Genomic DNA, 25588 nt, shown 5'->3' on the forward strand with positions numbered 1-25588 from the left:
GAGTATGATGAAATCGGTAAAATCCTACATCACCCTGTGTGTGATAATGTTATCTCTTCTATTCCTGGGTGGTTGTGGCAGCAAGACAACCAATATCACGCCTAGCACACCGCCGGTAGAAAGAACTATTGTGGATATGGCTAATAAAACTGTTAAAATTCCAGCTGAAGTTAATAAAATTGTTGTTACCTGCTACGGGGGTGCCACCAACGAAATAGTTGTTCTTGATGCGGCGGACAAAATAATTGGTCAGCCAGCGCAGGAGAACTTTCCACAGTTGATGGAAATGGACCCTCAGTTCAAGAACATTCCGGATGTAGGTTCCTTTGACAATATCAATGTTGAAGAAATCATAAAACTGAAGCCGGATCTTGTTGTGGCCAGCGTTACTTCGCCAACGGGCAACAAAAAATTGGAGGAAGCCGGAATCCCTGTTGTCTCAGTCCTAACAGGCAGAGCAACTACAGATGGTCTGATTAAAGAATTTAAGATGATGGGAGATGTATTGCATAAGGAAAAAGAAGCAGCAGCTCTTTCTGATTTTTGGGAAAGTCGCTTAAAACTACTCAAGGATGATGTAGCCAAAATCTCACCAGAGAAATTGAAGAAAGTGTACTACATGCTCGGTACTCCTCTAAAAACTGACGGCTCGGCTTGGGGACAGGAATTCATCACTATAGCCGGAGGGGTTAACGTTGCCCAGAAGGTTGACAATGCCAATCTTATTTCAGTTGAGCAACTGTTGAAATGGAATCCTGACGTAATGATTATGAGCAGCAATATCGGCCCAACGAAAAATTCTTTTATCAAGGCTGACGATCTAAGAAATAATCCGCAAATGAGTAATTTGAACGCAGTTTTGAAAAATCAGATGTATCCATGCCCAATCGGTGCCTTCTGGTGGGACCGTCCTTCGCCGGAATCCATCCTTGGGTTCATGTGGCTTGCCAAGACACTTCAGCCAGATACCTTTGCCAATATCAACTTGACCCAAGAAACTAAGGAATTCTTCCAGACATTTTATCGTTGTACTTTAACGGATCAACAAATTGATTCATTTATGAATGCAGAAGCAGCACAAAAATCTTAATCATAATTATTAATTATAATTTTTATTTGGTTAAGAATAGGGCGCTTTAGGTTGATATAAAGCAATAAGAGAAAATGAGGAGGAATCAGAAATGTCGGGAATCTTTTCCAAGAGGGCAGTCTCCAAAGGCATGGCAATTTTACTTTGCCTGTGGATGACAATTTTGTTGCTGACTGGCTGCAGCAGTCAGGCTGCCAGCACTACTCCGGCAACATCAGCTACGACCAATAATTCGTCCCAGGCAACTACTCGGGTAATCACGGACATGGCGGGAAGGCAGGTCACAATCCCAACGAAAATTAACACAGTTTATTGCGCTGTGCCAACCGCTGAGCCGATGGTCTATTCGCTGGCCCCTGAAAAGTTGGCGGCGTGGGTCAATGCACCTTCCGACGATGTGAAAAAGTACTTGAGCGATCGCGCCAAAAATCTCCCGGTTCTAGGCGGCTGGATGGGTGAAAAAAGCACTGCTAATCTTGAGGAAATAGCCAAATTAGCTCCGGATCTTATCGTTTTTATGACGACAACTGGGGTTAACAACAATCCAGAGCAAATCGCAGACAGCATCACGACTCAGACTAAGCGGCCGGTCATTGTTATGGAGTCCGCTTTTGCCGATACTGCCAAGGTATATAGGCTTATGGGCGATATTTTAGGGGTTCAGGAGCGGGCAGAGACGCTTGCTTCGTACTCTGAGAAGAAAATGAAGGGAATTAGCGATATAGTTGCCCAAATTCCGCAGGACAAGCTGGTGAGTGTTTACTACGCTGAAGGACCCAGTGGTCTTTCGACTGATCCGTCGGGGTCCGACCATACAGAAGTTTTGGATTTTGTCAAAGGCAAAAACGTGGCCAATGTTCAAGCAAAGGGTGGACAGGGCATGACGAACGTTTCCATGGAGCAGGTGCTTTCCTGGAACCCGGATGTTGTTTTGATCAGTTCTAACTCAGGCGGCGTTAAGGCCTATAACGCCATCTTAAAGGATACCTCTTGGGGCAAGGTCAATGCCATCAAGAACAAGAAAGTATATTTGACACCTTTACTTCCTTTCGGCTGGTACGATCGTCCCCCCAACATCATGCGGGTTCTCGGAATCGAGTGGCTAGGAAGCGAGCTATACCCAGACTATGTGAAAGTGGACATGAAACAGGAAACAAAAGAATTCTTTTCTCTCTTTTTTAATCAGAAACTAACCGATGAGCAGGTTATCGAGCTACTCAAACGTTCAGTCTAGATACAAAAAGTTATGGTAGGGGCAATTCATGAATTGCCCCTACAGATGAGGGACGGGGGACGGTTCTCTGTCCCCCCAGCCCCCTCATCCCCCTGTCTCTCTAAGTTTCGGGTGGCATTGAACTATTCCTGGAAAACTGTAGTTCAATTGGTTAAGGAGGGTGACGGATGTCTCTTAGTACTGCGAGCGATAAGAGAATAAAGAATAGTGGCGTAGCAGCTGATGCTCCTTCGAAGGTTAAGGTAAGAAAGAGTGGGCTGGTACTTGTAATTTTGTTCATTGTTCTAATCGTCGTATTTCTTTGGTCTTTTACTGTTGGTCGTTTCGCGGTTCCTTTGCCGGAGCTTCTTACAGTTTTTTTTCGCAAGATGTTCGGGCTCCCAACCACATGGTCGGATACGACTGAGACTGTATTGTTCAATATTCGCATACCGAGGATTATTGTAGCGCTGATTATTGGTGCTGCGATGTCAGCATCGGGTGCTGCGTATCAGGGGCTTTTCCGCAATCCTATGGTCTCGCCTGATATCCTTGGAGCTTCCGCTGGTGCTGGCTTTGGCGCAGCGATGGCAATTCTAATGTCGGGTAGTGCGCTTACTATTCAATTGGCAGCCTTTTCGTGCGGAATCATTGCGGTTATGTTAACATATTTGGTTAGCTGTTTAATTGGAAAAACCAACAATTCTGTCCTTATTTTGGTCTTAACCGGCATGGTAGTCAGCAGTCTGTTTTCGGCGTTTATTTCGCTTGCTAAATATACAGCTGATCCGAACAATAAGCTTCCGGAAATTGCCTATTGGCTGATGGGTGGTCTTACTTCGATAACGGCCAAAAACATCATGTTGATTTTGGTTCCGTTTATGATTGGCATCATTCCTATTCTGCTGCTTAGGTATAAGCTCAATGCCCTCGCTTTTGGCGAGGAGGAGGCACAGGCTCTTGGAGTTGACACTAAGAAAATTCGTTTTATTTACATAATTTGTGCAACGCTGCTTACGGCTTCTTCAGTAGCGACAGGAGGGATGATTGGCTGGGTCGGTCTTGTTATCCCCCACCTGGCACGGATGCTTGTCGGGCCGAATTTGAAGTTTATGCTGCCAGCCTCGGTTCTGTTGGGAGGAGCCTATCTGTTGCTTATTGACGATATTTCCCGCACTTTTTTCACTGTCGAGATCCCCCTCAGCATTTTGACAGCCATCATCGGAGCCCCGTTTTTTATCTATCTGTTAGCCAAGGGGAGGAATTCGTGGACATGATCTTGGAAATCAAAGACGCCTCGTTCGGTTATTCAAAAAGGACTGTTCTTCGAGATATCTCCTTTAAGGTCGCAAGCGGGGAACTCTTTTGTCTATTGGGTCCCAACGGAGTAGGGAAAACGACCCTATTTAAATCGATATTGGGCTTTATAGATGTTAGAGGCGGTGAAATAACTCTTAATGGAGAAAACATTAGAAAATGGTCAAAGCCACGTCTCGCTAAGGCAATCGGTTATGTCCCCCAGGCTCATACGCCGCCTTTTCCCTATACGGTCTTGGACGTCATTTTAATGGGGAGGATGGCGCATCTGGGTTTATTCTCATCTCCCTCTAAGGATGATGTTAAGATCGCCGAAGAATCCTTGGAAACGTTGAGTATTTCCTTTTTAAAAAATATGATCTATACCGAGATAAGTGGCGGCGAAAGACAAATGGTGCTTATTGCCAGAGCCATGACACAAAAGCCTCAGCTGCTTATTCTGGACGAACCGACCTCTAACCTTGATTACGGCAACCAGGTGCGGGTTTTATTGCAAATAAAAAAGTTGTCAGATGAAGGAATTGGAGTTGTGATGACCTCTCATTTCCCCAATCACGCTTTTCTTTGCTCCTCAAAAGTGGCATTGCTCAATAAAAATGGATTTGAGGTCGGAACGACGGATGAACTCATAACTGAAAGAAACATGAGAGATACGTATGGAATCAATGTCAAAATAGCAAAAGTTGCCGACAATCATGGAGTTAATATCAGAAGCTGTGTTCCGCTGGCGAACTGAATTCCAGAGCTGAGGCAGAAGGAGGTACTCATGAACAGCAGAGAAGAATTTGACAAAATAGCCAATGAAATATTCTTCCCCATCTATGAGGTTATTGCTCGGGAGGCGCTCGGAATATTGGGGCGAAAAAACGGGGTCTGCCTGGATGTTGGTTCTGGCGGAGGACATCTTGGGCTTAGCGTTGCCAAAGCAAGCGATATGCGCCTTACTCTCATGGACGTCAAAGAAGATGCCATAATAATTGCCAACCATAGGATTAAGGAGTGGGGGCTTGAGGGCAGAACCTCTACAATCGTTAGCGATGTGCGAAAAATTAACCTGCCGGATAACAGCTTTGATCTGATTACAAGTCGAGGATCAATAGGGTTTTGGGGAGACAGAGATGAAATGAAGCAGGCCTTTGCGGAAATTTACAGGGTGCTTGCTCCGAACGGTATGACGTATATCGGCAAGGGCTTCGGAAGTGCCGAACTGAAAGCGAAAATCACCGCCCAGATGAAAGTTCTTCATCCGGAGTGGCCTCAATGCGTAATTGATGCCAGTAATGGGTTTGGGGTTGAAGACTACGCCAATTTCTTAAAGGAACTTAAGATTCCCGCGGAAATTATCAACGATGACCGGGGTGTCTGGATCATAATGAAAAAGACAGCCTAGTCCTGTCACCAATCTCGGATGTACTGGTGATCACGCATGGCCCGGTCGGCTGCAAACCAGAACAGATTACGGAGGTAAAATAATGAATAATCAATTTGAAGAAATCCTGGAGAATAGCCTGAACAGGGCGATTGATCGTGATGAAGCCCTGTTCTTGTTTCAGGAGACAGAAGATGGAGCTAAAGCAGAACAATTGTTTCTTACTGCTAGAAAGGTTCGGGAAAAAGTAAAGGGAAACATCTTTGAATGGAGTGCTGGAATTGCCCGAGTGCTCAAATGTAACCTACAGCCCCTCTGCAGGTATTGTCCGTATTGGCGGGAAAAAGGTCAAATACCGCTTAGTATTGAGGAAATTCTCAAAGGAGTAGCGTACATCCAGCAGCATGGGATTAAGAAATTCCATCTCAGCGGCGGGACAACGCTGGGTAGTGAAGGGCATGATGTTTTAGGGATCGTACAGGCTATTCGGGCTGCTGGTTTTACTGACTTAGCAATCGAAGTTAACTGTGGAGCTGCCATGTCCCTGGAAACTCTCAAAGAGTTGAAGCGCTTGGGGGTGTATCGGGTCAGTTCTGTATTTGAGACAATCAATCCAGAAGTTTTCCGAAGGACTAAACCGGGGGATGACCTAGAAGCCAAAAAAAAGTTTGCCCAAAGAATCGGGGATGCTGGGCTGAAATTAGGCACAGGTGTAATGGCGGGTTTGGGCCCGGAAGAAACTAAATATCAGGACTATGTGGACTTTATGTTTCACGTCAAGCAATATGAACATCTCCATTATGTTTACGTAACAAAATTCACACCGTTCAAAGGGATAGCAATGGAGGATCATCCAGCCTGTTCGGCTCAAGAAGCGGCACGAGTGATTGCCATCATGCGGCTAGTGCTTCCGAATATTGATATTGGTTCGGCTGCAGGATGGAATGCCACGGATATTAATCGTACCCCTAACTACAAAAAAGGCTCGGTAGCAGATGGGTTCTTATATCAGGATAATATGGAATTTCGTAATACGATGGAGACTATGCAGAAGCGCTATCAAGAGTTGGGAATTAAAATTATATCCTAAAGGACCAATGAAAAGTCTTAAGCAGGAACAAGATCAGAGTGAAATCTCTTCTTAAACTTATTGAACATAAAGGGGGAAAAACGATGCTAAAAAGGATTACCGCGATAATTCTAGTGACTTTACTGATGTGTATAAGTCTGACTGGGTGCGGGGGACAGCAGACGACTTCGACGGTTCCACATTCTGCAGCGCAAGACACCATTGTTCCGCGGACAGTCACAAACCTCAATGGATCAGTTATTACTGTTCAGGCAGAAGTAAATCGGGTGGCTGCCGTATTTGGTCCTGCCTATGAAAAAATAGTGGTGCTCGGAGCTGAGGATAAGATTATGGCCGATGGAGATTTTCATATTAGTGGCTGGCCCTGGTCTAATGTTATCTATAAAAGGTTGAATAACATCCCGGGAATTCCTAATGCCCACACTCAGTTAAACATTGAAGATTTGCTGAAATATAAGTTGCAGGTAGTTTTTGATTTTCCGAATGCCCAGCAAGTGCAGAAGATGAAAGAGGCTGGTATAGTCGATATCCCTTCTGTTTCTACTGGTAAATTTGAAGACACTAAAAATATGCTTCGATTTTATGGAAAAATTCTTGGTAATAAAGAAGAACAGGCTGCCGAGGAGTATGCTAAATACTTTGATGAGAAAGTTAAAATGATTACAGATATTACAAGCAAGATTCCGGAAAATGAAAGACCGTCGGTATATTTTGCCAATCAGAAAATCCTTTTGACACACGGGAAAAGTTCTGACATTCCCGAAGTGATTAAACTTGCCGGGGGTCGTTGTGTCAGCCTGGATGTACAGGGGGGGAGTAGTACTCAGGTCAATGTGGAACAATTGCTGCAGTGGAATCCGCAGTTTATCTTTGTTGATCATGCGGGGTCTTCAGGAAATGAACCGGCAGAATCAGTCATTAAGAAAACGCTCGATGATACCAGGTATCAAAAGATATCGGCTGTTGAAAATCAGAAAGTGTTTATTTGCCCGACGGGAGCGTTTTTTTGGGACTCGGGGGTACAAAAGGTTTTGCTTCTAATGTGGATGGCCCAAAAGCTGCATCCGACTGAGTTCTCCACCCTTGATATGTCCAAGGAGTTAAAAACTTTTTATACCAAGTTTTTTAATTACAATTTGAGTGACGATCAAGCCAAGAAAATTTTAGCTCATCTCAACCCATAAATCATTAAATGAGGTGGTAAAGGATGACGGAAGAACTAAGAGACTTATTTCGTCTGGACTCAAGCGTTTTATTTCAAAAGGCACAAGAAATTGCTAAAACAAAAAGAACCATCTATTGTTCCCCGAATATCGTCAATGGTTCCTGCAAGACTGTTCCTAGCTGTCGACACTGTAAATGGGAACATATGAAAGTGGAAAATCCAGGCTTTTACAAAAAAGAACACTTAAGGAAGTTAAAGCGCGAACTCAAGTACTTGTCGAGGCGGGAATACAGAGAGTTTTTTTAGCATCCGGTTGGATGGGATATGAAGTACCGGAGTTTTACTATGATTGCATTCAATCAATAAAAGAAGATTCCAATTTAGACGTTTATGGACTCTTTGGCGCTCTGAATCGGACAAGTTTACTAAACCTCAAACGTGCCGGCATGGATGGCTACTTATGTGGCTTAGAATCTCCAAATGAAGCAATATATAAACGTTTCAGACCAGCGGGCGATACTTTGACAGATCGCATTAGTGCCTTGAAGACGGCGAAAGGCCTGAATCTAAAAATCTGGAGCGGCTTTTTAGTGGGCTTAGGAGAAACAGATGAGGATGTTAGCGTAGGGCTGGAGATTCTCAGAGGGCTTGAGCCGGAATCTCTGTCGATCTTACCCTTTACGCCATTTCCCAATACTGAGATGTGGGACGAGAATCCGGCAAACCCCCTAAAATGGGCCAGGGCTATGGCTAGTGCTAGGATCTATTTGCGGAAGCCAGATTTATTTTCCGATCAAACCGAAGGATTTTATCAAGGATATGGAATCTTAGGCGGGGCTAATGGATTCTATTCTTTCCCAGGAAAAAAGTCTCTATTTCAATCTCTCGAAAGATCCGGAGCTTAAAAGGTAAACGTTTTTGCTCTAAATCCGTTAAGTTTGATTTGCGTAATACACAGATTAAGCGAAGAGAATTTTATGGTGCTACAGGATACTTAACCAGCTGGAGGAGGGTTAGTGATGAGCAGCGAGTTTGATGAGCCTAGAGATAACGAGAAATTTACGAGTAATCCGGAAGCAGACTATCAGTTGGGAATGGACATTATTTCTGGGCGCGCAGAAAGTAAGGACTTACCTGAAGCGGTTATTTTGTTCCGTGAGGCAGCTCTCGAAGGGCATCCTGGTGCCCAATATGAACTTGGAGTTTCCTATTGTGCAGGTCGTGGTATCAAGCAAAATAGTGAGAGTGCCGTGCAATGGTTTATTCGCTCAGCCGAAAATGGATACCCCAAAGCTCTGCACAATCTTGGTGTTCGGCATTCAATCGGAAAGGGTGTTGATGAAGATGCCGTCAGAGCCGCGAGTCTTTTTCTTCAGGCTGCCAGTCAAGGTCATGCGTTATCCCAATTTAAATTGGCAGTGATGTATAAAATAGGCTGGGGTGTTCAGCAGAAGGATGAAGAAGCGGATAAGTGGTTTGGCTTAGCAGGAGATACCGGCAAGAATGAAGCGCTGTGTCCCCTTTCTGAAATAGTAAAACAAGAAAATGATCGGGCAAGATGGCTTAAGGCAGCGATGAGTCGGGGGTATAGTGAAAATGCATTTGAGGTTTTTGCCGCCAGTCAGTCGATTTAGAGCACGGTTTGTTATTATAACTTGGGAGGGAATTCATGTTGAAAAAAGGATTATTAACTAAGGGTACTGTTTTGGGAGTCTCGATTTTACTTTTGTTTTCAATGCTCGTCGGATGCAGCAAAACCGAGGTCAATCCTGTCAACACAACTCCTGCACAAGTGCAGATTAAAGATATGGCGGGTCGGGAGGTGACGATTCCAAGCAATGTCAAGAGAATACTGGCCTTGCATCCAATTCCTTCCTACTTTCTGTTTAGGTTAGCTCCTGACAAGGTGGTAAGTAAAGACACGGTGTTTGATGGGAGATATTTGGGTAAAGATTCAGTGAAAGTTTATTCGGATGGGGATCGTGAAAAACTTAGTAAACTACCCACTACGGGTGTCTATTTCAAAGGGTTGGAACCAGAGCAGCTACTGCAGCTCAAACCAGATGTGATTATATCCCTGACAAAGGACCCCGAAATTAACGATTTGACAACTAAAGTAAATATACCGATTATTGCTGTTTCTAAAGACACCATGGCAGACTATGAGAAGACCATGCGTCTGATCGGCAAAATTGTTGGCAATGAAAGTGAGGCCAACAAGCTCGCGGATTATTGGCAGAAGAGTATTGACGAAGTGAAAGGAAAAGTAAGCGTTATACCAAGTGATAAGAGAGTGAAGGTGTTCTTCGCGGGCGCCAGTGGTGTTCTGACTACCCCAGGGACCCAGACCATCATGGCCTCCATCGTCGACACAGCCGGTGGGGATAACGTTGCCAAAGGATTGACCGGAAATCAAACGGGTGAAAGTCTCCCTGTCTCGATGGAACAAATTTTGAAGTGGAACCCTGAAGTGGTAATTGTAGGGACGCAAAAAGGCAAGGATCAAATCATGTCAGACACCGCTTGGAAGGATATTACCGCTGTCAAAAATAACAAAGTATTTGTTCAAGCGCGTTACGCTAGCCTCGATGGAGTCACGGCCCTAATGGGGTTAGTTTGGCTAGAAGGGAAACTATATACAAATGACTCGGAATTTAACACGTATTTTGAAAGCAAAATGAAAGAATACTACTTACTTTTCCATAACTATCAGATTACTCCAGATCAGATTGAGGAGGTTGCGAAGTAATAATGCCAAAGCAGAACAAGTAATGAAAACGGCTAATAGTGTACGGGTAAAAATCATGGGAAATACGTTCCGCTGGAGCGGAGGGATTGCTAGTGTTCTGCGTTCTAAGATAGAATACCAGCTTAAGAATGCTATGGACTTAGGAGGAGCATTTAAATCTGATCTGAAAGCGTATTATGTCAATAACTTTTAGCGAAAATGCAATTAATTTTTAAACTAACTAGCGATCAAGCAGGGTCATGCATAGTGATTAGGAGGGGAAATAGAAATTGAAATGTTATATTTGTGAAAGAGGCTGCGTAATTCGGGAAGGAAATACAGGGGCCTGCGGACTTTATCAGAACCATGGAGAACATATTATTGAGCTTTTCCCTAATAAATATTTGACTGTTTGTCCTATTTCTATTGAAACAATGCCCATATTGCACTTCTACCCAAGAGGAAAATTCCTCCAGGTTAGTACCACGGGTTGTAATTTTAATTGTAATGGCTGTATTTCAGCGTTGATTGTTGAGGAAATGGAACCAGCAAGTAAAGCTTTGCGACAATTGCTTCCTCAACAGGTGATTGATGAAGCTGTAAAAAATGACTGTCTGGGTATTGCGTTTTTACTGAATGATCCCTTGGCATCGTTTCCAACCTTTCTTAAAGTGGCCGAACTTGCCAAAAAGCAGGGCTTGTTAGTAGGCTGTTCCTCAAATGCGTATTTTACCGAGGTCTCACTGGCTGAAATCGGCGGTTGTATAGATTTCATCAATATTGGTGTTAAAGGATTGTCCGATCGGGCTTATCAAAACTGCGGCGGCAGCACGGTCAAGCCGGTTCTGAGAAGCATTAAGACGCTTTACGAAAAGGGTGTCCATGTGGAAGTTTCCTGCATGTTGAAAAAGGATAATATGGGAGAAGTTATGGTTCTGGCCGAGATAATTGCCCAAATATCGCAGGATATTCCTTTACAGCTAATGCGTTTTATCCCTTTGGAAGGTGCTGATCCTTCCTTGGAGCCCTCCATACTAGAGGCAGAAGATCTATATCGGGGGTTAAGAAAGTCCCTTAATTATATCTATCTTTTCAATTCACCCGGGACTGACTATCTGAACACATTCTGCCCTCGCTGTGGAGAAGTGATCTATAAACGAGATTTTTACGGCCCTATGGGAGCGAAATTGATGTCTACGGAGATAGGTTCGGGGCAAAAGAATATTTGCCCGCAATGCGACCGGATGATCAACATTAAGGCCGCTCCAGCGGAGATAAATTATCAAGAAGGAGCTTTTGAAGGAGGTTATCCCTTTACAAGGGCTCTGGAAATGATGGAAGCAATTTTAATAGCGATTGGCGTCACGGATAAAAAGAAAGTGGTCCAGGTTTGGGAAGAGGTTCTTTGCCGTGATGGGCTGCAAAAATTACATCATTCCATTCAAAACTTCGAAACTTACCTTGAGACAATCAGGTACTTTGGGGAATTAACTAAGACGGAAAATAAGGCTGAAGATCTGGTTGCCTATATGCAAGAGAAAATTTTGCTGATTAAAGACGGTTGCTCAGCCATCAAGTATAAGCCGCGTGTCTATTATGTCATGGGGAAACCACTTTTTTGCCTTAAAGGAGAACGTCTCGAAAATCAGCTGGTTGAAGCGGCTGGGGGAATAAGTGTAAACAAAGAGATAGAATGTAGCGGAAGGCCTGGCATGCAAATTTCTGTTGAACAATTAAATGCCCTCAATCCAGAGGTTATATTTATATCGGCTTTCCTATCTTCCTCCGTTGAAGATTTCTATAAGGAGTGTTGCAAGGCTAATATAAACGTTGATGCTGTAAAGAACAAGAGAATTTATACCCATCTTGCCTCAGGTTGGGATTTTGGCAGCCCTCGATGGATATTGGGGCTGCTGCATATAGCTAATGTTCTTCAGCCAGAGATATATCATTTTGATGTCATTGCAGAGGCAAAAAGGTTGTATAAGGAATTCTATGGGTTGGATTTTTCCCTTTCTGATCTTAATCGATCTTTCAGTAAGCCAAGCAGCAAGTGGTCATGGAAGAACAATCGACGGGTTTGCTGCGCGAATGATAAGTCATTTTCAAGTTGAGATTTGCTAATCAAGGAACCTATTGGGCTATCTTTTTCCGAAGATAGCCAAACATCGACCAACATCACCTAACGTATCTATATACAAAACAAAAATAATATTGCGAATGTATTATACCTTATCGTATAATAATGATGTAGTTTGGTTTTGTTTGTTTTAGTTAGTCTGTGTACTGTTTAAAGGATCGTCGTGCGAATTGAAATTAATATAAACTAACATCTTGTAATATAACTAGACATTTGACGTGGAAAAAGCCTATTTTCCATAGTTCAAAGTCTAGAAAATTGAATAATAATCTCCGAGCCAGAATGACCTAAAGAGCAAATCCATGGTCGCTGGACAGGACCTAAGGTCCTCAGGGTGTTCCTGGAAACGGGTATGCCTTCACTATTGAAAAGGAGGCGGCTAGGCCAGCTAGGCTTTTATTTGGCGCAGCTCCACTTTCTATGCGGTGGAGCTGTTTTGTATGAGAACAGTTCCATGGCTATAAATGTAATTAAGAGATAAATATTGATCCTTGGAAGGTTTGGGGGGAGAGGCTAATGGATAAAGAAATTTATCAGGGACTTAAAAAAGTATTTGAACAAAACTTGAAAGCGGCACTAATTACTGTAACCAGTGCTCTGGGGTCAACCCCCCGTAAGCCTGGAGCTAAGATGTTAGTATTTGCTGACGGCACTAGTGTTGGCACCATCGGCGGAGGATATGGTGAAGTTGAGGTTAGGCGGGAGGCCTTCAAGGTTATCGTAGCCCGTTCTCCCAAGATTCATTATTTAAATATGACTGCAGACCTTGATCAGGAAGATGGAATGGTTTGTGGCGGTATCATGGAATTATTTATTGATTATTTGAGTTTTCAAGGCCCCGTGGAACAAACCAATCTATATAAGGGTTATCTGTCTGCTTTGAGAGATTACCATGACCCTATACTTGTTACTGTGCTTGAAGCGACTGAGGAATTGTGGATAGGGAAAAAGCTTTTTATCAGGAATAATGGAGACATCCTTGGTGATCTCGGCTCAGAAGAATTGAATAGGATTGCCGTAGAAAGTGCCGAAATAGGTGGAGAAAAATTCTATCCGCTGTTGATTAGTTTAGACTCTAGGTTCGAGTTATGTGAACCTTCAAGAACGAAAGCGACTATTCGGTTACTGATAGAGCCCCCAACGACGGTAGTGCAATTGTTAATTCTAGGGGCAGGAGATATTGCCCAATCGCTCCTAAACATGGCGAAAATCCTCGGGTATGAGGTTACAGTTGTCGATGATCGGCCATTTATTTTTAATTCTACCCGATATAACGAGGCGGATAGGATTATATGCACAGACCTCGAACGAGCCTTAGATGCTATTAATATTAATCCGCAAACCTTTGTCGTGATTGTGGCTAGGGGATCTAATTCCGACAAAGCGTGTTTGCGGAAAGTTATCAATCAACCTGCCAGATATATTGGCATGTTGGGTAGCAACAGAAAGGTTAAAGCATTGAAATCTGAATTAGAGAAAGAGGGAGTCTGCGGCGAATTGTTGCAAAAATTGTATTCCCCAATTGGTCTTAAAATCAGAGCAGAAACTCCGGCAGAAATAGCCGTAAGCATTCTCAGTCAGGTAATTAAAGTTCAGAAGCGACTGGCATAGACTTGCAGAATAAGGAACACCTGCTTTAAGAAGTGGGGGTCTTAGAAATAGGTTAAAGGAGGATGCTCAAGTGCCTGAAATAAAAGGTTCAGTAACAATTAATGTCAACACTTACGCTGGTGGGGTATCACTTGTCGCCATAAACCATGATACGAATAAAATAATTGAATTTACAGATTTTATTATGGTTGGTTTTGCTGATCAAGGTGAATATATAGCCAACAATTGCACAATACCACAGGTAGCCCAGGGGTTATTTAGACTGCATGACCTCTACGATGAGCTCAGTTCGGAGGCTCAAGTTAAAGATAAGCCAAGACTTGTTGTATTGCCGTCTAAAATTAAGAAAGATAAAGATATTGTGTAAAAAACGTGCCTGTGTTTTAAAGTCTGATTTTAATGAACGAATTAAAATTAAAGGAGGTGAGCAACCCCAGCCTTTCTGTTTAGGAAAGGGTTACTTTTCAACAAGAATTGTTTGAGGAAAATACAGCCTTACAGGAGGGGAACATGACAAAGGAAACAACGGATAAGAAAGAATTAGCAGATATGATGGAAAAAACAGCAAGAGGTCCTTTTGCCCCTGTCTATCCGATTCTAGCCGAAAGGTTTTATCGAGAATCGTTTCTGAAGAAGGGACTATGCATTGACATCGGAAGCGGAGGCGCACAGCTTGGTCTGGCAATCGGAAAAATCAGCGATTTCGAGATTATCTCTTTGGACATCAATAAATATGCGCTAGAATACGCTCGAAAAAATGCTATGTCTATGGGATTGGGCGCAAAATTTTCGGCGCTTTGTGGTGATGTAATGGAATTACCCCTGGATAGCGAAAGTGTCGATTTATGTGTCAGCAGAGGTTCTTTTTGGTTCTGGGAGGACGGGGTAAAAGCCTTTGCCGAAATCTATAGAATTATGAAGCCAGAGGCGAAAGCCTTTATTGGCTGTGGATTTGGAACCAAAGAGATTCTGGAAAAGGTTATTGAACAGATGAAAGCTCTCAATCCAGAATGGAATGCTAAAAGACTAAAAATGTTCCAAGATAACCCGGTCGAGAAATATGAAGGTTTTTTGCAAGCTGCAAAAATTAAAAACTACACAATTGAAGACAATGAAACGGGAAGATATATTATATTTTCAAAGCCATTAAACTAGGAGAGGGGCGAAACGCTTTGAAGTGGTTTACGTTAACGATTGATGGGTGCGAATTGAGCGTTCCGGAAGGGACAACCGTGCTTGAAGCCTGCCGCATGAATAATATCCCAATTCCAACTTTGTGTCATGCCCCTGAGCTAACCGCTGCCGGTGCCTGCCGTTTGTGCATTGTTCAAATTGAAGGAATGCGTAATCTTCCTCCTTCTTGTGTTACTAAGGTAACTCAGGGTATGAAGGTAGAAACGAATAATGCCAAAGTTCGAAATGCTCGTAAAACGATTTTGGAATTGTTGGTCGCCAATCATCCATTGGATTGTATGACTTGCCAAAAATTAGGTCAGTGCTCTTTGGCAGAGTATGCCTATGAATATGGTGTAAAAGGAGAAAAGTACAAAGGGGAGAAACGTCACCTTCCCATTGATGACGCAAATCCTTATATCTTGAGAGACCTTAACAAGTGTATATTATGTGGCAAATGTATTGCCACCTGTGAGGCGGTAACTGAACGTAATGTGATAGGCTTTGCTTATCGCGGATTTAATGCTAAAGTTTCAACCTTTATGGACACCGACCTGAAAGATTCAACCTGTGTTTATTGCAATCGGTGTGTGGCTATTTGTCCAGTTGGAGCCCTTATGGACAAAAACATGATCGGGAAGGGCAGAGCATGGGAGTTGACGACTGAGCAAGTCACCTGTACTTTTTGCGATTCGGGTTGCAAATTTGACATTAACTCCAAGAACGGTAAAGTTGTTGGAGTTACAGCAAAATCAGCCGCAAATGGTCGACCGCTTTGTCTTAAAGGGCGTATAGGTTCTGATTTTAGGTACAATCCTGAACGAACGGAAAGGCCTTTTGTCAATCAAAACGGTGAGTTTATTCAGGTTACGTGGACAGAGTTTTTAGGCTTAGGTAATATTGTGGAAAAGATTAACTCGCTAACGAAGTAAGTCTCCTTTCGTCTTCCCTGAGGGCCGTGTTGTTCGATCATTCTAATTTCAGTTCAGTCATGGTTATGAAATAACAACAAATGCTCTAAAAACAAAAAGCATCTACAGAGGTGCTTTCTGTTTTTAGAGCATTTGAAAGTCAATCAATAACCACTAACCGAAGGTCAAGTTTCAGCAATAATTTTTCCAAGTTCAGCAAGGCCATAGCCGCCTAGCCCTTGTAATTCGAATCTAAACTCGTCAGAACGAATTATTTCAAAAATTGCTTCAAAGGCTGGATGGTTTAAATCTTCCTTTTTTATGATCATGTCATATTGCTCTTCTTGGATAGGGATGAAATCAATTCCCTGAACTTGTAAACTTGCCTTTTCATTTCCGATGCCAAGATCTGCATCTCCACGGGCAACCGTGCTGGCGATGGCAAGATGGGACTGGGATTCTCTTATATATCCATTGATAAATCTACCTGAAATGCCCATTTTGCGCAAGTGCTCATCCAGTAATATTCTAGTACCACTACCTTTTTCACGGTTGATAATTGTAATGTCAGAGCGGCGTAAATCGTTCCAATCGTTAATTTTTTTCGGATTCCCTTTCGCTACATAGAAACCTTGCATACGACTGGCAAGACGAATAACGACAGTTGGAGTTCCAGGGAGCATTCTTTCAATATAGGGCACATTGTATTCTCCGGTTTTGCCATCCCACATATGAGCAGTTGCTACTTGAACTTCTCCTTGATAAAGTGCATAGATGGCGTTATAACTTCCTTCATGAGAACGTAAGGCACGAACCCCTTTTGGATGGCGGTCCAAGTACCGACACAAAATATCTAAAATAACGTCCTGACCTGAAATAATAAAAGAACTGGGTTTATCATTAGCTTCTTCGTAAATAGGCGAAGAAACTAATTTACTTGGTTCAGGAGAAAATGTGCTGAGGGGTCTGGCGTCTTTTGTTTTGTTTTTATAGTTTTCCACATCCTCTAAATCGACACGTAATTTCTTCCCGACTCGATAAGCGTTCAATTCTCTGCGTTTCATTAAATCATAAACGGTACTTTTTGAAATTTTCAGTATGTCCGCAACCTCTTGTGGTGTTAAGGCTTTATTCTCAACCATACGTTACAACTAACCTTTCATTTACAATATATAGAGATTATATCACATTTTTATGTACAGATTATACTGCAACAACTTATTTGAAAATCTATCGTATGCAACGATCTGGAGAATATTGCTTCCAACTGGCTCAATTTGAACCTATATTTTATGTCGGTTAGAAAATATCTATCGTGAACCCATATAGGTATTTTATAGAATCCTCCGGAAAGGACATAATGGGCCAATCAAAAATGTTTGGAAAAACAGTATTGACAAAGAAAAGCAAAATGAATATAATTATATCAAATCACACAGGATGGAAAAAATTAAATTAAGAATTGTACAAAATGGAAAATTATTATTTCTCATAGGAGGGAGGGGTTACAGTTCAGTTAACCTTGGAGAGAGAAAAAAAGCCTTCCTTGGAGAGGGCTGCGATACTGCTAGCCTTGACCGAAACAAGAGAAGAAGAAGAAAAACTCAGGAAATTTCTCAGTGAATCGTTTAACATACGTACTGCTGTGACCGGACTTGGCGGAACGGTAGCTAATCTTCGACATACGGCAAAACTAACGAATTCAGTTATGTCAACAGCGTTTAACACAGGTATCATCCAAAAGGAAGCTCGAATGATTCACGCTCTTATTCATGCAACTCTGGAAGCCAGCAACAGTGTTTTTACACATACTAACAGCAATGCTAGTCTGGCTCTGAAAATTGGGTTAGCAACAAACTTCGAGTGGCTTGCTGTCGCAATTTACGGTCGTTCTTCCCTTCACCCCTTATTGGAACACGCTCGGGTGGGATTGGGAGTTATGCATCTTTAACTAGAGCCTTGTTGAGTGGTGTCAAGTGATTAGAGTGATAAAGACAGTACAATTTCATATTCGGGCACCAAATCGGTAATGATTTGATTTGGAGTGGAAAAGTGTTTTAGTGAGCTTTAATTATACAGAATTAAGGCTCACTTTGTTTTTTCTAAATCGATTAAAGGAGGTGATGCGATAGAGTTTATGCCAACCAATCAAACTGATTTTAAGTAAATGGGTAAATGAAAGGAGTTTGTGAAAATACGGGGAATTGCAATCTGGATTAGAGTTTTTTTGAGCAGTGTGTTGAGTACTTAGAGCAGTTAAGTGATTAATGTTGATTGAGCACAAGCAAGTGAGAGCGGTTAAGTGATTGAGAGTGGTAAGTGATTAAGTGCGATTGAGTGATTGAGTGACAGAGTGATTAAGCGTGATATGGGAAAGTTTAATAAACTTACCCTTAAAGATCGTACAATTTCATATTGGGCACCAAATCAATTGATGATTTGGAGTGGAAAAGTGTATTAGTGGGCTTTAATTTATAAAAGAATTGAGGCTCACTTTGTTTTTTTCTAATTGATAAGAGAGGTGATGCTATGGCGCTTATATCAATAAGGGAAGCCATAGGAAGGGTAAAGAGTGGCTTCAGTTATAAGTGACTTTGGCAAATGAAAGGGGAGTTTAAAAAATGACAAGAAAAATTGCTATTTATGGAAAAGGTGGAATTGGAAAATCGACCACACAACAAAACACTGCAGCCGCAATGGTGCATTTTTACAATCAGAAGGTATTTATCCATGGCTGTGACCCAAAGGCAGATTCAACCCGTCTTATTCTTGGCGGGATGAATCAAAAAACCTTGATGGATATCCTGCGCGATGAAGGTGAAGCCAAGGTTACCGTTGAACGAGTTGTGAAATCAGGGTTCGGAGGAATTCGTTGTGTTGAGTCCGGTGGTCCTGAACCGGGAGTAGGATGTGCAGGTCGCGGGGTCATCACGGCTATTGATCTGATGGAGAAAAATGGAGCCTATACTCCGGATTTAGACTTTGTGTTTTTCGACGTCCTAGGTGATGTGGTCTGTGGCGGTTTTGCCATGCCGATCCGCGAAGGTAAAGCGCAGGAAGTTTACATCGTTGCTTCAGGAGAGATGATGGCTGTCTATGCCGCCAATAATATTTGTAAGGGTCTCCTTAAATATGCCAAGCAAAGTGGAGTCCGCCTCGGGGGGATCATTTGCAATAGCCGTAAAGTAGATAAGGAAAAAGAATTTTTGGAAGAATTTGCGGCGGCCATCGGCACTCAGTTACTTTACTTTGTACCGCGCGATAATGTCGTGCAAAGGGCCGAGTTTAACAAAAAAACAGTCGTTGAATTTGACCCTGAGGAGAACCAAGCCCACGAATATGGAGAACTAGCCCGCAGGATTATTGAAAATAAGAATTTCGTTATTCCTAAACCTATGACGATGGATGAATTAGAGGCTATGGTGGTTAAATACGGCTTGGCAGATTAAGGCTTTTTAAAATAAGGGAGGTAACAGATATTATGATTTTGATGCGAGCGATTATTAGACCCGATAAAAAAGAAGTGATTCTTGATGAGCTTTCCAAAGCCGGGTTTCATGCTGCTACTGTCGTTGATGTTGTAGGGCGCGGTAAACAAAAGGGTATTACGTTTGGAGACGTTGTCTATGATGAAATTCCTAAAAGTCTGATTATGTTAGCCGTTAATGATGGAGACAAAGAGAAGGTGCTGGAGGTTATTTTCCGTCATGCTAAGACTGGGGAAACAGGAGCTTTTGGTGATGGAAAAATAATTGTAAGTCCTATCGATGAAATCTATACCGTTTCCAGCGGCGTTGCGGGGCTGTAAAGGAGGGGGCTTTATGAAAGAAATTATAGCTGTAGTCAGGATGAATAAGGTCGGGGTTACCAAAAAGGCCCTGATCGAAGTTGGGGCTGCCGGCTTCACCGCCTCGAAGGTCATGGGGCGCGGCAAGCTGGTAGAAGATAAATCGATCATTGCGGAACGGCGAAAGACATTATTGGCCTTGGCCCAGAAAGATGATCAGGTTACGGATAAGATGATCACCGAATTTTTAGACGGTACCCGTCTATTCCCCCGCAGGTTGTTTAACGTTCTGGCCCATGACGAAGATGTGCCTAAGATTATCGCCGCGATAATTAAGGCCAATCAAACAGAGTACAAGGTGGGTGACGGAAAAATTTTTGTGTTGCCGGCGCTTGATGCAGTTCGAGTTAGAACTCAGGAATCTGGAGATGCGGCAATCTAGAGGGAAAGGACCTTGGGCTATTAAATATCAGGCGATTCAATAAAGGAGGAAGAGATTATGCCATATCATAAATTTAAATGCAGCGAGTGTATACCCGAACGGGAAAAGCACGCTGTTATCAAAGGGCCAGGGGAAGATTTGACATCGTGCCTTCCTCTTGGCTACCTCAACACCATTCCGGGCACGATTTCGGAACGTGGGTGTGCCTACTGCGGTGCAAAGCATGTGATCGGTGCACCGATGAAGGATGTCATCCATATGAGTCATGGACCGATTGGCTGCACCTATGACACCTGGCAAACGAAACGTTATATCAGCGATAATGACAACTTCCAGCTCAAATACACCTATGCGACGGACGTCAAGGAGAGACACATCATCTTCGGGGCTGAAAAAATGCTCAAGCAGAATATTATGGAGGCGTTTGAAGCCTTCCCCGATATCAAACGGATGAGCATCTACCAAACCTGCGCGACGGCGTTGATCGGCGATGACATTGGGGCAATCGCTCAAGAAGTGATGGAAGAAAAACCTGAAGTTGATATCTTCGTCTGCAATTCTCCTGGGTTTGCGGGGCCGAGTCAGTCGGGCGGACACCACAAAATCAATCTTGCCTGGCTCGATCAGAAGGTTGGAACGTTTGAACCGGAAATTACCAGCAAATATGTCATCAATTACGTCGGTGACTATAATATCCAAGGGGATACGGAAGTTATGGTAGACTATTTCCAGAGAATGGGTATCCAGGTCCTTTCCTGCTTTACTGGTAACGGGTCCTACGATTCACTCCGCGGAATGCACCGAGCCCACCTCAACGTCCTCGAATGTGCTCGTTCGTCGGAGTATATTTGTAACGAACTGAGAGTAAGATATGGGATTCCGCGTCTGGATATCGAGGGATTTGGCTTCAAACCGCTGGGAGAGTCCCTGATGAAGGTCGCTATGTTCTTCGGACTTGAAAAGGAAGCCCAGAAACTCATCGATGAAGAGACCGCCCGCTGGAGACCGGAATTCAATTGGTACGCGAAACGCCTGAAAGGAATAAAAGTCTGTCTTTGGCCGGGCGGCTCCAAACTCTGGCACTGGGCCAATGTCATTCACGAGGAGATGGGCGTCGAGGTTGTTTCGGTGTATACGAAATTTGGGCATCAGGGTGACATGGAAAAGGGGATTGCTCGCTGTCAAGAAGGGGCACTGGCCATCGACGATCCCAACGAACTGGAAGGAATCGAAGCGATGAAGATGCTGAAGCCCGACGTGATTTTCACAGGTGTTCGGCCTGGCGAGGTGGCCAAAAAGTTGCGAGTTCAATACCTCAATGCCCATGCCTATCACAACGGTCCTTATAAGGGGTTTGAAGGTTGGGTCAGGTTTGCGCGGGATATCTACAATGCGGTCTATTCACCGATTCATCAGCTTTCCGGCCTAGATATCAGCAAGGATGAGATACCGACAGAGGCAGGATTTATGACACGACAAATGATTTCTGACGTCAAGATCAATAAAGATGAGGTAACTCCCAGCGAGGAAAGACCATATACAGGGGATTATGACTGCGTTTCAAAATTGCGTGGGAAGACCTATCCGAAGTTATCAGGACCGCTTTCCGGCGCGGAATCAAGGCCGTTCTCCGATGCGGTATAAGGAGGCAGGATATCTATGGAGAGAATTATGGCAGAAACTATGGAGGATACTCTGAAAGACAGAGTTGAGCAACTGGTGGAGTATATTATGAAATGGTGTCTGTGGCAATTTCACTCTCGTGCCTGGGACAGAGAGAAACAAAACGAGGGAGTTCTCACTAAAACGAGGCAGTTACTCTGTGAGGAACCCGTCGAACTCGAAACTCCTGCGGACCGCTGCTATTGGGTGGATGCCGTCATCTTGGCTAAGGATTTTAAAGCGACGTATCCGTGGTTTGCCACGTTAGACAAAAACGATATCAAGGTGCTCATGCAGGGACTTAAAGATCGTCTGGATTATTTAACGATTACGGGGTCGCTGAATCAAGAACTTACGGACCCTAAGTATTAAGAGAAAAGATGTGCCGTCACGGTGGACGTGAACAAAGTAACCAGGAAAGGGAGTTTTAGTATGGCGTGCGAGTTAAAAGATAAAGAACGTGTCGGCATTATCAACCCGATATTTACCTGTCAGCCTGCAGGCGCACAGTATGTCAGCATAGGAATCAAGGATTGTTTAGGGATCGTTCATGGAGGACAGGGCTGTGTGATGTTCGTCCGCTTGTTGTTCGCCCAGCACTTCAAGGATAACTTCGATATCGCATCTTCCTCGGTCCATGAGGATAGTGCAGTGTTCGGTGCCGTCCATCGAGTCGAGGAAGCGGTCGATGTAGTTTTAATGCGCTATCCCCATGTGAAAGTCATACCGATTATCACCACCTGCTCGACGGAAGTCATCGGCGACGATGTCGATGGTGTCGTTCGGAAACTTAATGAGGGGCTTTTGAAAGAAAAATACGCCGGCCGAGAAGTTCACCTGATTTCGATTCATACCCCCAGTTTTAAGGGAAGCCAGGTGACAGGCTACGATGTCGCGTTGGAGGCTTTTCTCCAGACACTTGCTAAAAAAGAAACACCCAACGGCAAACTCAACTTGATTACTGGCTGGGTCAATCCAGGGGACGTAACAGCGCTCAAGCACCTTCTGGCGGAAATGAAGGTGGATGCCACGGTTCTATTTGAAATTGAAAGCTTCGACTCTCCTCTAATGCCCGATAAGAGCGGGGTCTCGCACGGCAGCACGACGGTCGAGGATCTGATTGGAACAGCGAATGCGATGGGAACGATTGCGCTGAACAAGTACGAAGGTGGCAAGGCCGCCCAATATCTGGCCAACGAATTTGACATACCGACGATCATCGGGCCGACCCCGATCGGCATCCGCAACACAGATACCTTTCTGCAGAACCTAAAAAAAATGACTGGCAAGCCAATTCCAGAGTCTCTCGTACGCGAACGGGGAATTGCAATTGATGCGCTGACCGATCTTGCCCACATGTTTTTCGCCGATAAGCGAGTGGCTATCTACGGGCATCCTGATCTGGTCATAGGTCTAGCGGAATTTTGTCTCGATCTGGAGATGAAGCCCGTGCTGCTGCTGCTCGGCGACGACAATGTGACCTATACGGATGATCCTCGGATCAAGGCGTTTCAGGAAAACGTCGAGTTTGATATGGAAATCATCTGTAATTCGGATCTGTGGGAACTGGAAGACCGGATCAAGAACCAGGGTCTAGAACTCGATCTCATCTTGGGTCATTCCAAAGGGCGTTTTATTTCCATCGACTATAATATCCCGATGGTACGCGTGGGTTTCCCCACCTATGACCGGGCGGGGCTGTACCGTCATCCAGTCGTCGGCTATGCGGGCGCGATCTGGTTGGCTGAAGAGATGGCGAACACGCTGTTCACGGATATGGAGTACAAAAAGAATAAGGAATGGATATTGAATGTATGGTAAGACGTATGATAGCCATTTGCTCTCTGAGCAATCAATTATTGTCGTAACACTTCGCTGGAGTTTTGTTAGATTATGCCAGCTCCTGATTGACATCAGGTTCTGGCATAATCATTAAAAGGAGAATCTACATAATGAAGGGGAAAATGCCTGCCGTGCGGTGGGAAGAGGGAAGGATAGAAGCGAGAAGGAGGAAGGTAGAGGTGAAAAACATGGATTGTCAAGTTGCATCGTCGGAGACGAAAATGCCAATGGCTGCAACTATGTTGGAAAAAACCCAAAAGCATCCCTGTTACTCTTTTGATGCTCATCAAAAATTTGCGCGGATGCATTTGCCTGTTGCACCCTATTGTAATCTTAGTTGTAACTATTGCAATCGTAAATTTGATTGTGTCAATGAGAGTCGTCCGGGGGTAACCAGTGAAATACTTACGCCTCAAGCGGCCAAAAATAAGTTTGATAAGGTAAGTGCTCAAATTGAGCAGCTTAGTGTGATCGGAATTGCAGGACCAGGAGATGCCTTAGCTGATTGGGAAAACACGCGTGAGACAATACGTTTGATTCGAGCGGAAAACCCGCAAATCGTTTTTTGTCTTTCCACGAACGGGTTACTCCTACCGGAGTACGCTCAGGACATTGTGCAGCTCGGTGTAACCCATGTGACCGTGACCGTTAATTGTATAGATAGTGCTATTGGGGCGGAAATTTACAAACATATTAATTTTAAAGGACAGCATTATGAAGGGGAGACAGGGGTGAAAATTCTGATTGAAAATCAGTTGGCGGGTATCGCTCTCCTCATAGGTCTAGGCATCGTTGTAAAAATTAACATTGTCATGTTAAAAGGTATTAATGACCAACACATCCCAGAAGTAGTGAAGAAAATGAAAGAACTTGGGGTTTATATTACGAATATTATGCCGTTGATCCCCGCCCCAGGCAGTGCTTTTGAAAATTTTCCTCAAACCCCGATAAAAGATGTCAATGAGATGAGAGATTTGTGTGAACTCGATGTAAGGCAGATGCGTCACTGTAAGCAATGCCGCGCTGATGCGATCGGATTGCTAGGCAAAGATCGCTCGCAAGAATTTCGCGATCATTTACCGCAGGTTCTGCAAAAGGTTCTTGGATGTGGTGTTTTAACGGTGTAAATATTGTGATATTGTTAAATAAGTTTAAGGTTAGTGTAACAACTACTTTGGTGGAGGCAATCGGACGGAGGATTGCTAAGTAGTATGTGTCGAAGAGCGTTGCTGGTAATTATGATTAAAGAAGGAGTAAAATAATGCGGAAAAGTGCTTTCTATTATTTTGCCTATGGCTCAAATATGAACTTAGCCCAGATGAAGCAAAGGTGTCCGAGTGCCAAGGTGCTTGGCATTGCTCGTCTCCCTGGTTACAAGGTTGAATTTTACGGATATTCTACCAATTGGGATGGAGCCCAGGAAACGGTTGTTCCTGATTCGCAATCCGAAGTGTGGGGGGTATTATACGACTTGCAAGCTTTTGATTGGGATGCACTCGATGGCTATCAAGATGCCCGTTCGGATGGGCTGGGCCAGTATTTTCACTATCCGGTGGAGGTAATCGATAGGGCCGAGGGGACAATTGAAGCCATAATTTATAAGAAAAATATCTTAAATGAAGTGAAACTCCCGAGTGATGAATATTTAGATTTCATTGTGCAAGGTGCAAAAGAGCAAGGCTTACCTGTAGAGTATCTAAGACTTTTGCAAACTAAACAAACAAAGCCGGCTTCCTATGATGTGCCCAAGAAGAATAAGTCAAAATCGAGTTATTTGAATGTATCTTGTAATACTTGTGATCAGTGAAAAAATGAATTGTTAAAATTCTTGGAAAGGACAGAACTTAGAGATGCGGCTTCACTATTTACAACATGTCCCCTTCGAAAATCCGGGCAGCATTCTAACCTGGGCGAAAAATAATGGTTACCTTCTCACCGATACGCAATTATACCAAAATGACCCTCTCCCTAAACAGGAGGATTTCGATTGGCTTGTGGTCATGGGTGGTCCAATGAATATCTATGACGAAGAAAATTATCCATGGCTT

General features: G+C 43.6%; 27 protein-coding genes, 1 pseudogene and 1 riboswitch. Of the genes and pseudogenes, 27 read left to right on the forward strand and 1 reads right to left on the reverse strand.

Features of this window, described 5'->3' with window-relative positions:
* Nucleotides 1-4 precede the first annotated feature (4 nt).
* The 16 genes from DOT_RS19720 to DOT_RS19795 all read left to right on the forward strand — a co-directional run bounded on the left by DOT_RS19720 (nt 5) and on the right by DOT_RS19795 (nt 15828).
* Complete coding sequence (locus DOT_RS19720; RefSeq protein WP_009622633.1) at nt 5-1090, forward strand: ABC transporter substrate-binding protein; 1086 nt, start codon at nt 5-7, stop codon at nt 1088-1090.
* 91 nt (nt 1091-1181) lie between these two features.
* Nucleotides 1182-2324: an ABC transporter substrate-binding protein gene (locus DOT_RS19725; RefSeq protein ID WP_009622634.1), complete on the forward strand. Its 1143-nt coding sequence runs from the start codon at nt 1182-1184 to the stop codon at nt 2322-2324.
* Between the two features lie 167 nt (nt 2325-2491).
* Nucleotides 2492-3580: an iron ABC transporter permease gene (locus tag DOT_RS19730; protein WP_009622636.1), complete on the forward strand. Its 1089-nt coding sequence runs from the start codon at nt 2492-2494 to the stop codon at nt 3578-3580.
* Nucleotides 3577-4356: an ABC transporter ATP-binding protein gene (locus DOT_RS19735; protein ID WP_009622638.1), complete on the forward strand. Its 780-nt coding sequence runs from the start codon at nt 3577-3579 to the stop codon at nt 4354-4356. The genes DOT_RS19730 and DOT_RS19735 overlap by 4 nt, the downstream gene beginning before the upstream one ends.
* Nucleotides 4357-4386: 30 nt before the next feature.
* On the forward strand, nt 4387-5010 hold the full coding sequence (locus DOT_RS19740) for a class I SAM-dependent methyltransferase (protein ID WP_009622641.1): 624 nt from the start codon (nt 4387-4389) through the stop codon (nt 5008-5010).
* 82 nt (nt 5011-5092) lie between these two features.
* Nucleotides 5093-6079 (forward strand): radical SAM protein, encoded by a 987-nt coding sequence (locus DOT_RS19745; RefSeq protein ID WP_009622643.1) that lies wholly within the window; start codon nt 5093-5095, stop codon nt 6077-6079.
* 83 nt (nt 6080-6162) lie between these two features.
* Complete coding sequence (locus DOT_RS19750; protein ID WP_139024256.1) at nt 6163-7263, forward strand: ABC transporter substrate-binding protein; 1101 nt, start codon at nt 6163-6165, stop codon at nt 7261-7263.
* A gap of 175 nt (nt 7264-7438) precedes the next feature.
* Nucleotides 7439-8149, forward strand: a complete 711-nt coding sequence (locus DOT_RS19755) for a radical SAM protein (RefSeq protein WP_009622647.1) — start codon at nt 7439-7441, stop codon at nt 8147-8149.
* A gap of 114 nt (nt 8150-8263) precedes the next feature.
* Nucleotides 8264-8878: a tetratricopeptide repeat protein gene (locus DOT_RS19760; RefSeq protein WP_009622649.1), complete on the forward strand. Its 615-nt coding sequence runs from the start codon at nt 8264-8266 to the stop codon at nt 8876-8878.
* 35 nt (nt 8879-8913) lie between these two features.
* Nucleotides 8914-9993, forward strand: a complete 1080-nt coding sequence (locus tag DOT_RS19765) for an ABC transporter substrate-binding protein (RefSeq protein WP_009622651.1) — start codon at nt 8914-8916, stop codon at nt 9991-9993.
* Nucleotides 9983-10186: a hypothetical protein gene (locus tag DOT_RS19770; RefSeq protein WP_040413011.1), complete on the forward strand. Its 204-nt coding sequence runs from the start codon at nt 9983-9985 to the stop codon at nt 10184-10186. The genes DOT_RS19765 and DOT_RS19770 overlap by 11 nt, the downstream gene beginning before the upstream one ends.
* 76 nt (nt 10187-10262) lie before the next feature.
* Entirely contained in the window at nt 10263-12086 is a 1824-nt protein-coding gene (locus DOT_RS19775) for a radical SAM protein (protein WP_009622655.1), read from the forward strand.
* Nucleotides 12087-12370: 284 nt separating this feature from the next.
* Nucleotides 12371-12503: riboswitch (molybdenum cofactor riboswitch) on the forward strand.
* Nucleotides 12504-12628: 125 nt separating this feature from the next.
* The gene (locus tag DOT_RS19780) at nt 12629-13723 is read left to right on the forward strand and encodes an XdhC/CoxI family protein (RefSeq protein WP_009622657.1); all 1095 of its coding nucleotides are present in this window, start codon (nt 12629-12631) and stop codon (nt 13721-13723) included.
* A 70-nt stretch (nt 13724-13793) separates the two neighbouring features.
* Nucleotides 13794-14090, forward strand: a complete 297-nt coding sequence (locus DOT_RS19785; RefSeq protein WP_009622659.1) for a hypothetical protein — start codon at nt 13794-13796, stop codon at nt 14088-14090.
* Nucleotides 14091-14233: 143 nt separating this feature from the next.
* On the forward strand, nt 14234-14878 hold the full coding sequence (locus DOT_RS19790) for a class I SAM-dependent methyltransferase (protein WP_009622662.1): 645 nt from the start codon (nt 14234-14236) through the stop codon (nt 14876-14878).
* 17 nt (nt 14879-14895) lie between these two features.
* A complete protein-coding gene (locus DOT_RS19795) occupies nt 14896-15828 on the forward strand; it encodes a 2Fe-2S iron-sulfur cluster-binding protein (RefSeq protein ID WP_009622664.1) in 933 nt (310 codons plus the stop codon).
* A 164-nt stretch (nt 15829-15992) separates the two neighbouring features.
* Here the strand turns inward: DOT_RS19795 and DOT_RS19800 are convergent, their stop codons facing one another.
* A complete protein-coding gene (locus DOT_RS19800) occupies nt 15993-16949 on the reverse strand; it encodes a helix-turn-helix transcriptional regulator (protein ID WP_009622666.1) in 957 nt (318 codons plus the stop codon).
* Nucleotides 16950-17247: 298 nt separating this feature from the next.
* Between DOT_RS19800 and DOT_RS32010 the strand changes: the two genes are divergently transcribed.
* The 11 genes and pseudogenes from DOT_RS32010 to DOT_RS31455 all read left to right on the forward strand — a co-directional run.
* A complete protein-coding gene (locus tag DOT_RS32010) occupies nt 17248-17430 on the forward strand; it encodes a hypothetical protein (RefSeq protein ID WP_009622669.1) in 183 nt (60 codons plus the stop codon).
* Nucleotides 17372-17758 (forward strand): HutP family protein, encoded by a 387-nt coding sequence (locus DOT_RS19805; protein WP_242833877.1) that lies wholly within the window; start codon nt 17372-17374, stop codon nt 17756-17758. The genes DOT_RS32010 and DOT_RS19805 overlap by 59 nt, the downstream gene beginning before the upstream one ends.
* 670 nt (nt 17759-18428) lie before the next feature.
* Entirely contained in the window at nt 18429-19256 is an 828-nt protein-coding gene (gene nifH, locus DOT_RS19810) for a nitrogenase iron protein (RefSeq protein ID WP_009622673.1), read from the forward strand.
* 32 nt (nt 19257-19288) lie between these two features.
* Complete coding sequence (locus DOT_RS19815; RefSeq protein ID WP_009622675.1) at nt 19289-19615, forward strand: P-II family nitrogen regulator; 327 nt, start codon at nt 19289-19291, stop codon at nt 19613-19615.
* 13 nt (nt 19616-19628) lie between these two features.
* Complete coding sequence (locus tag DOT_RS19820) at nt 19629-20036, forward strand: P-II family nitrogen regulator (protein WP_009622677.1); 408 nt, start codon at nt 19629-19631, stop codon at nt 20034-20036.
* A 57-nt stretch (nt 20037-20093) separates the two neighbouring features.
* A complete protein-coding gene (gene anfD, locus DOT_RS19825; RefSeq protein ID WP_009622679.1) occupies nt 20094-21680 on the forward strand; it encodes a nitrogenase iron-iron protein, alpha chain in 1587 nt (528 codons plus the stop codon).
* A gap of 39 nt (nt 21681-21719) precedes the next feature.
* Entirely contained in the window at nt 21720-22070 is a 351-nt protein-coding gene (gene anfG / locus DOT_RS19830) for a Fe-only nitrogenase subunit delta (RefSeq protein WP_009622682.1), read from the forward strand.
* Nucleotides 22071-22130: 60 nt separating this feature from the next.
* Nucleotides 22131-23519, forward strand: a complete 1389-nt coding sequence (anfK, locus tag DOT_RS19835; RefSeq protein ID WP_009622685.1) for a Fe-only nitrogenase subunit beta — start codon at nt 22131-22133, stop codon at nt 23517-23519.
* A 209-nt stretch (nt 23520-23728) separates the two neighbouring features.
* A complete protein-coding gene (gene nifB / locus DOT_RS19840; RefSeq protein ID WP_009622687.1) occupies nt 23729-24667 on the forward strand; it encodes a nitrogenase cofactor biosynthesis protein NifB in 939 nt (312 codons plus the stop codon).
* A 134-nt stretch (nt 24668-24801) separates the two neighbouring features.
* On the forward strand, nt 24802-25347 hold the full coding sequence (locus DOT_RS19845) for a gamma-glutamylcyclotransferase family protein (protein ID WP_009622688.1): 546 nt from the start codon (nt 24802-24804) through the stop codon (nt 25345-25347).
* A 43-nt stretch (nt 25348-25390) separates the two neighbouring features.
* A pseudogene (locus tag DOT_RS31455) lies at nt 25391-25588 on the forward strand (amidotransferase); the annotation flags it as partial.

It is taken from the genome of Desulfosporosinus sp. OT (assembly GCF_000224515.1).
GTDB lineage: Bacteria > Bacillota > Desulfitobacteriia > Desulfitobacteriales > Desulfitobacteriaceae > Desulfosporosinus.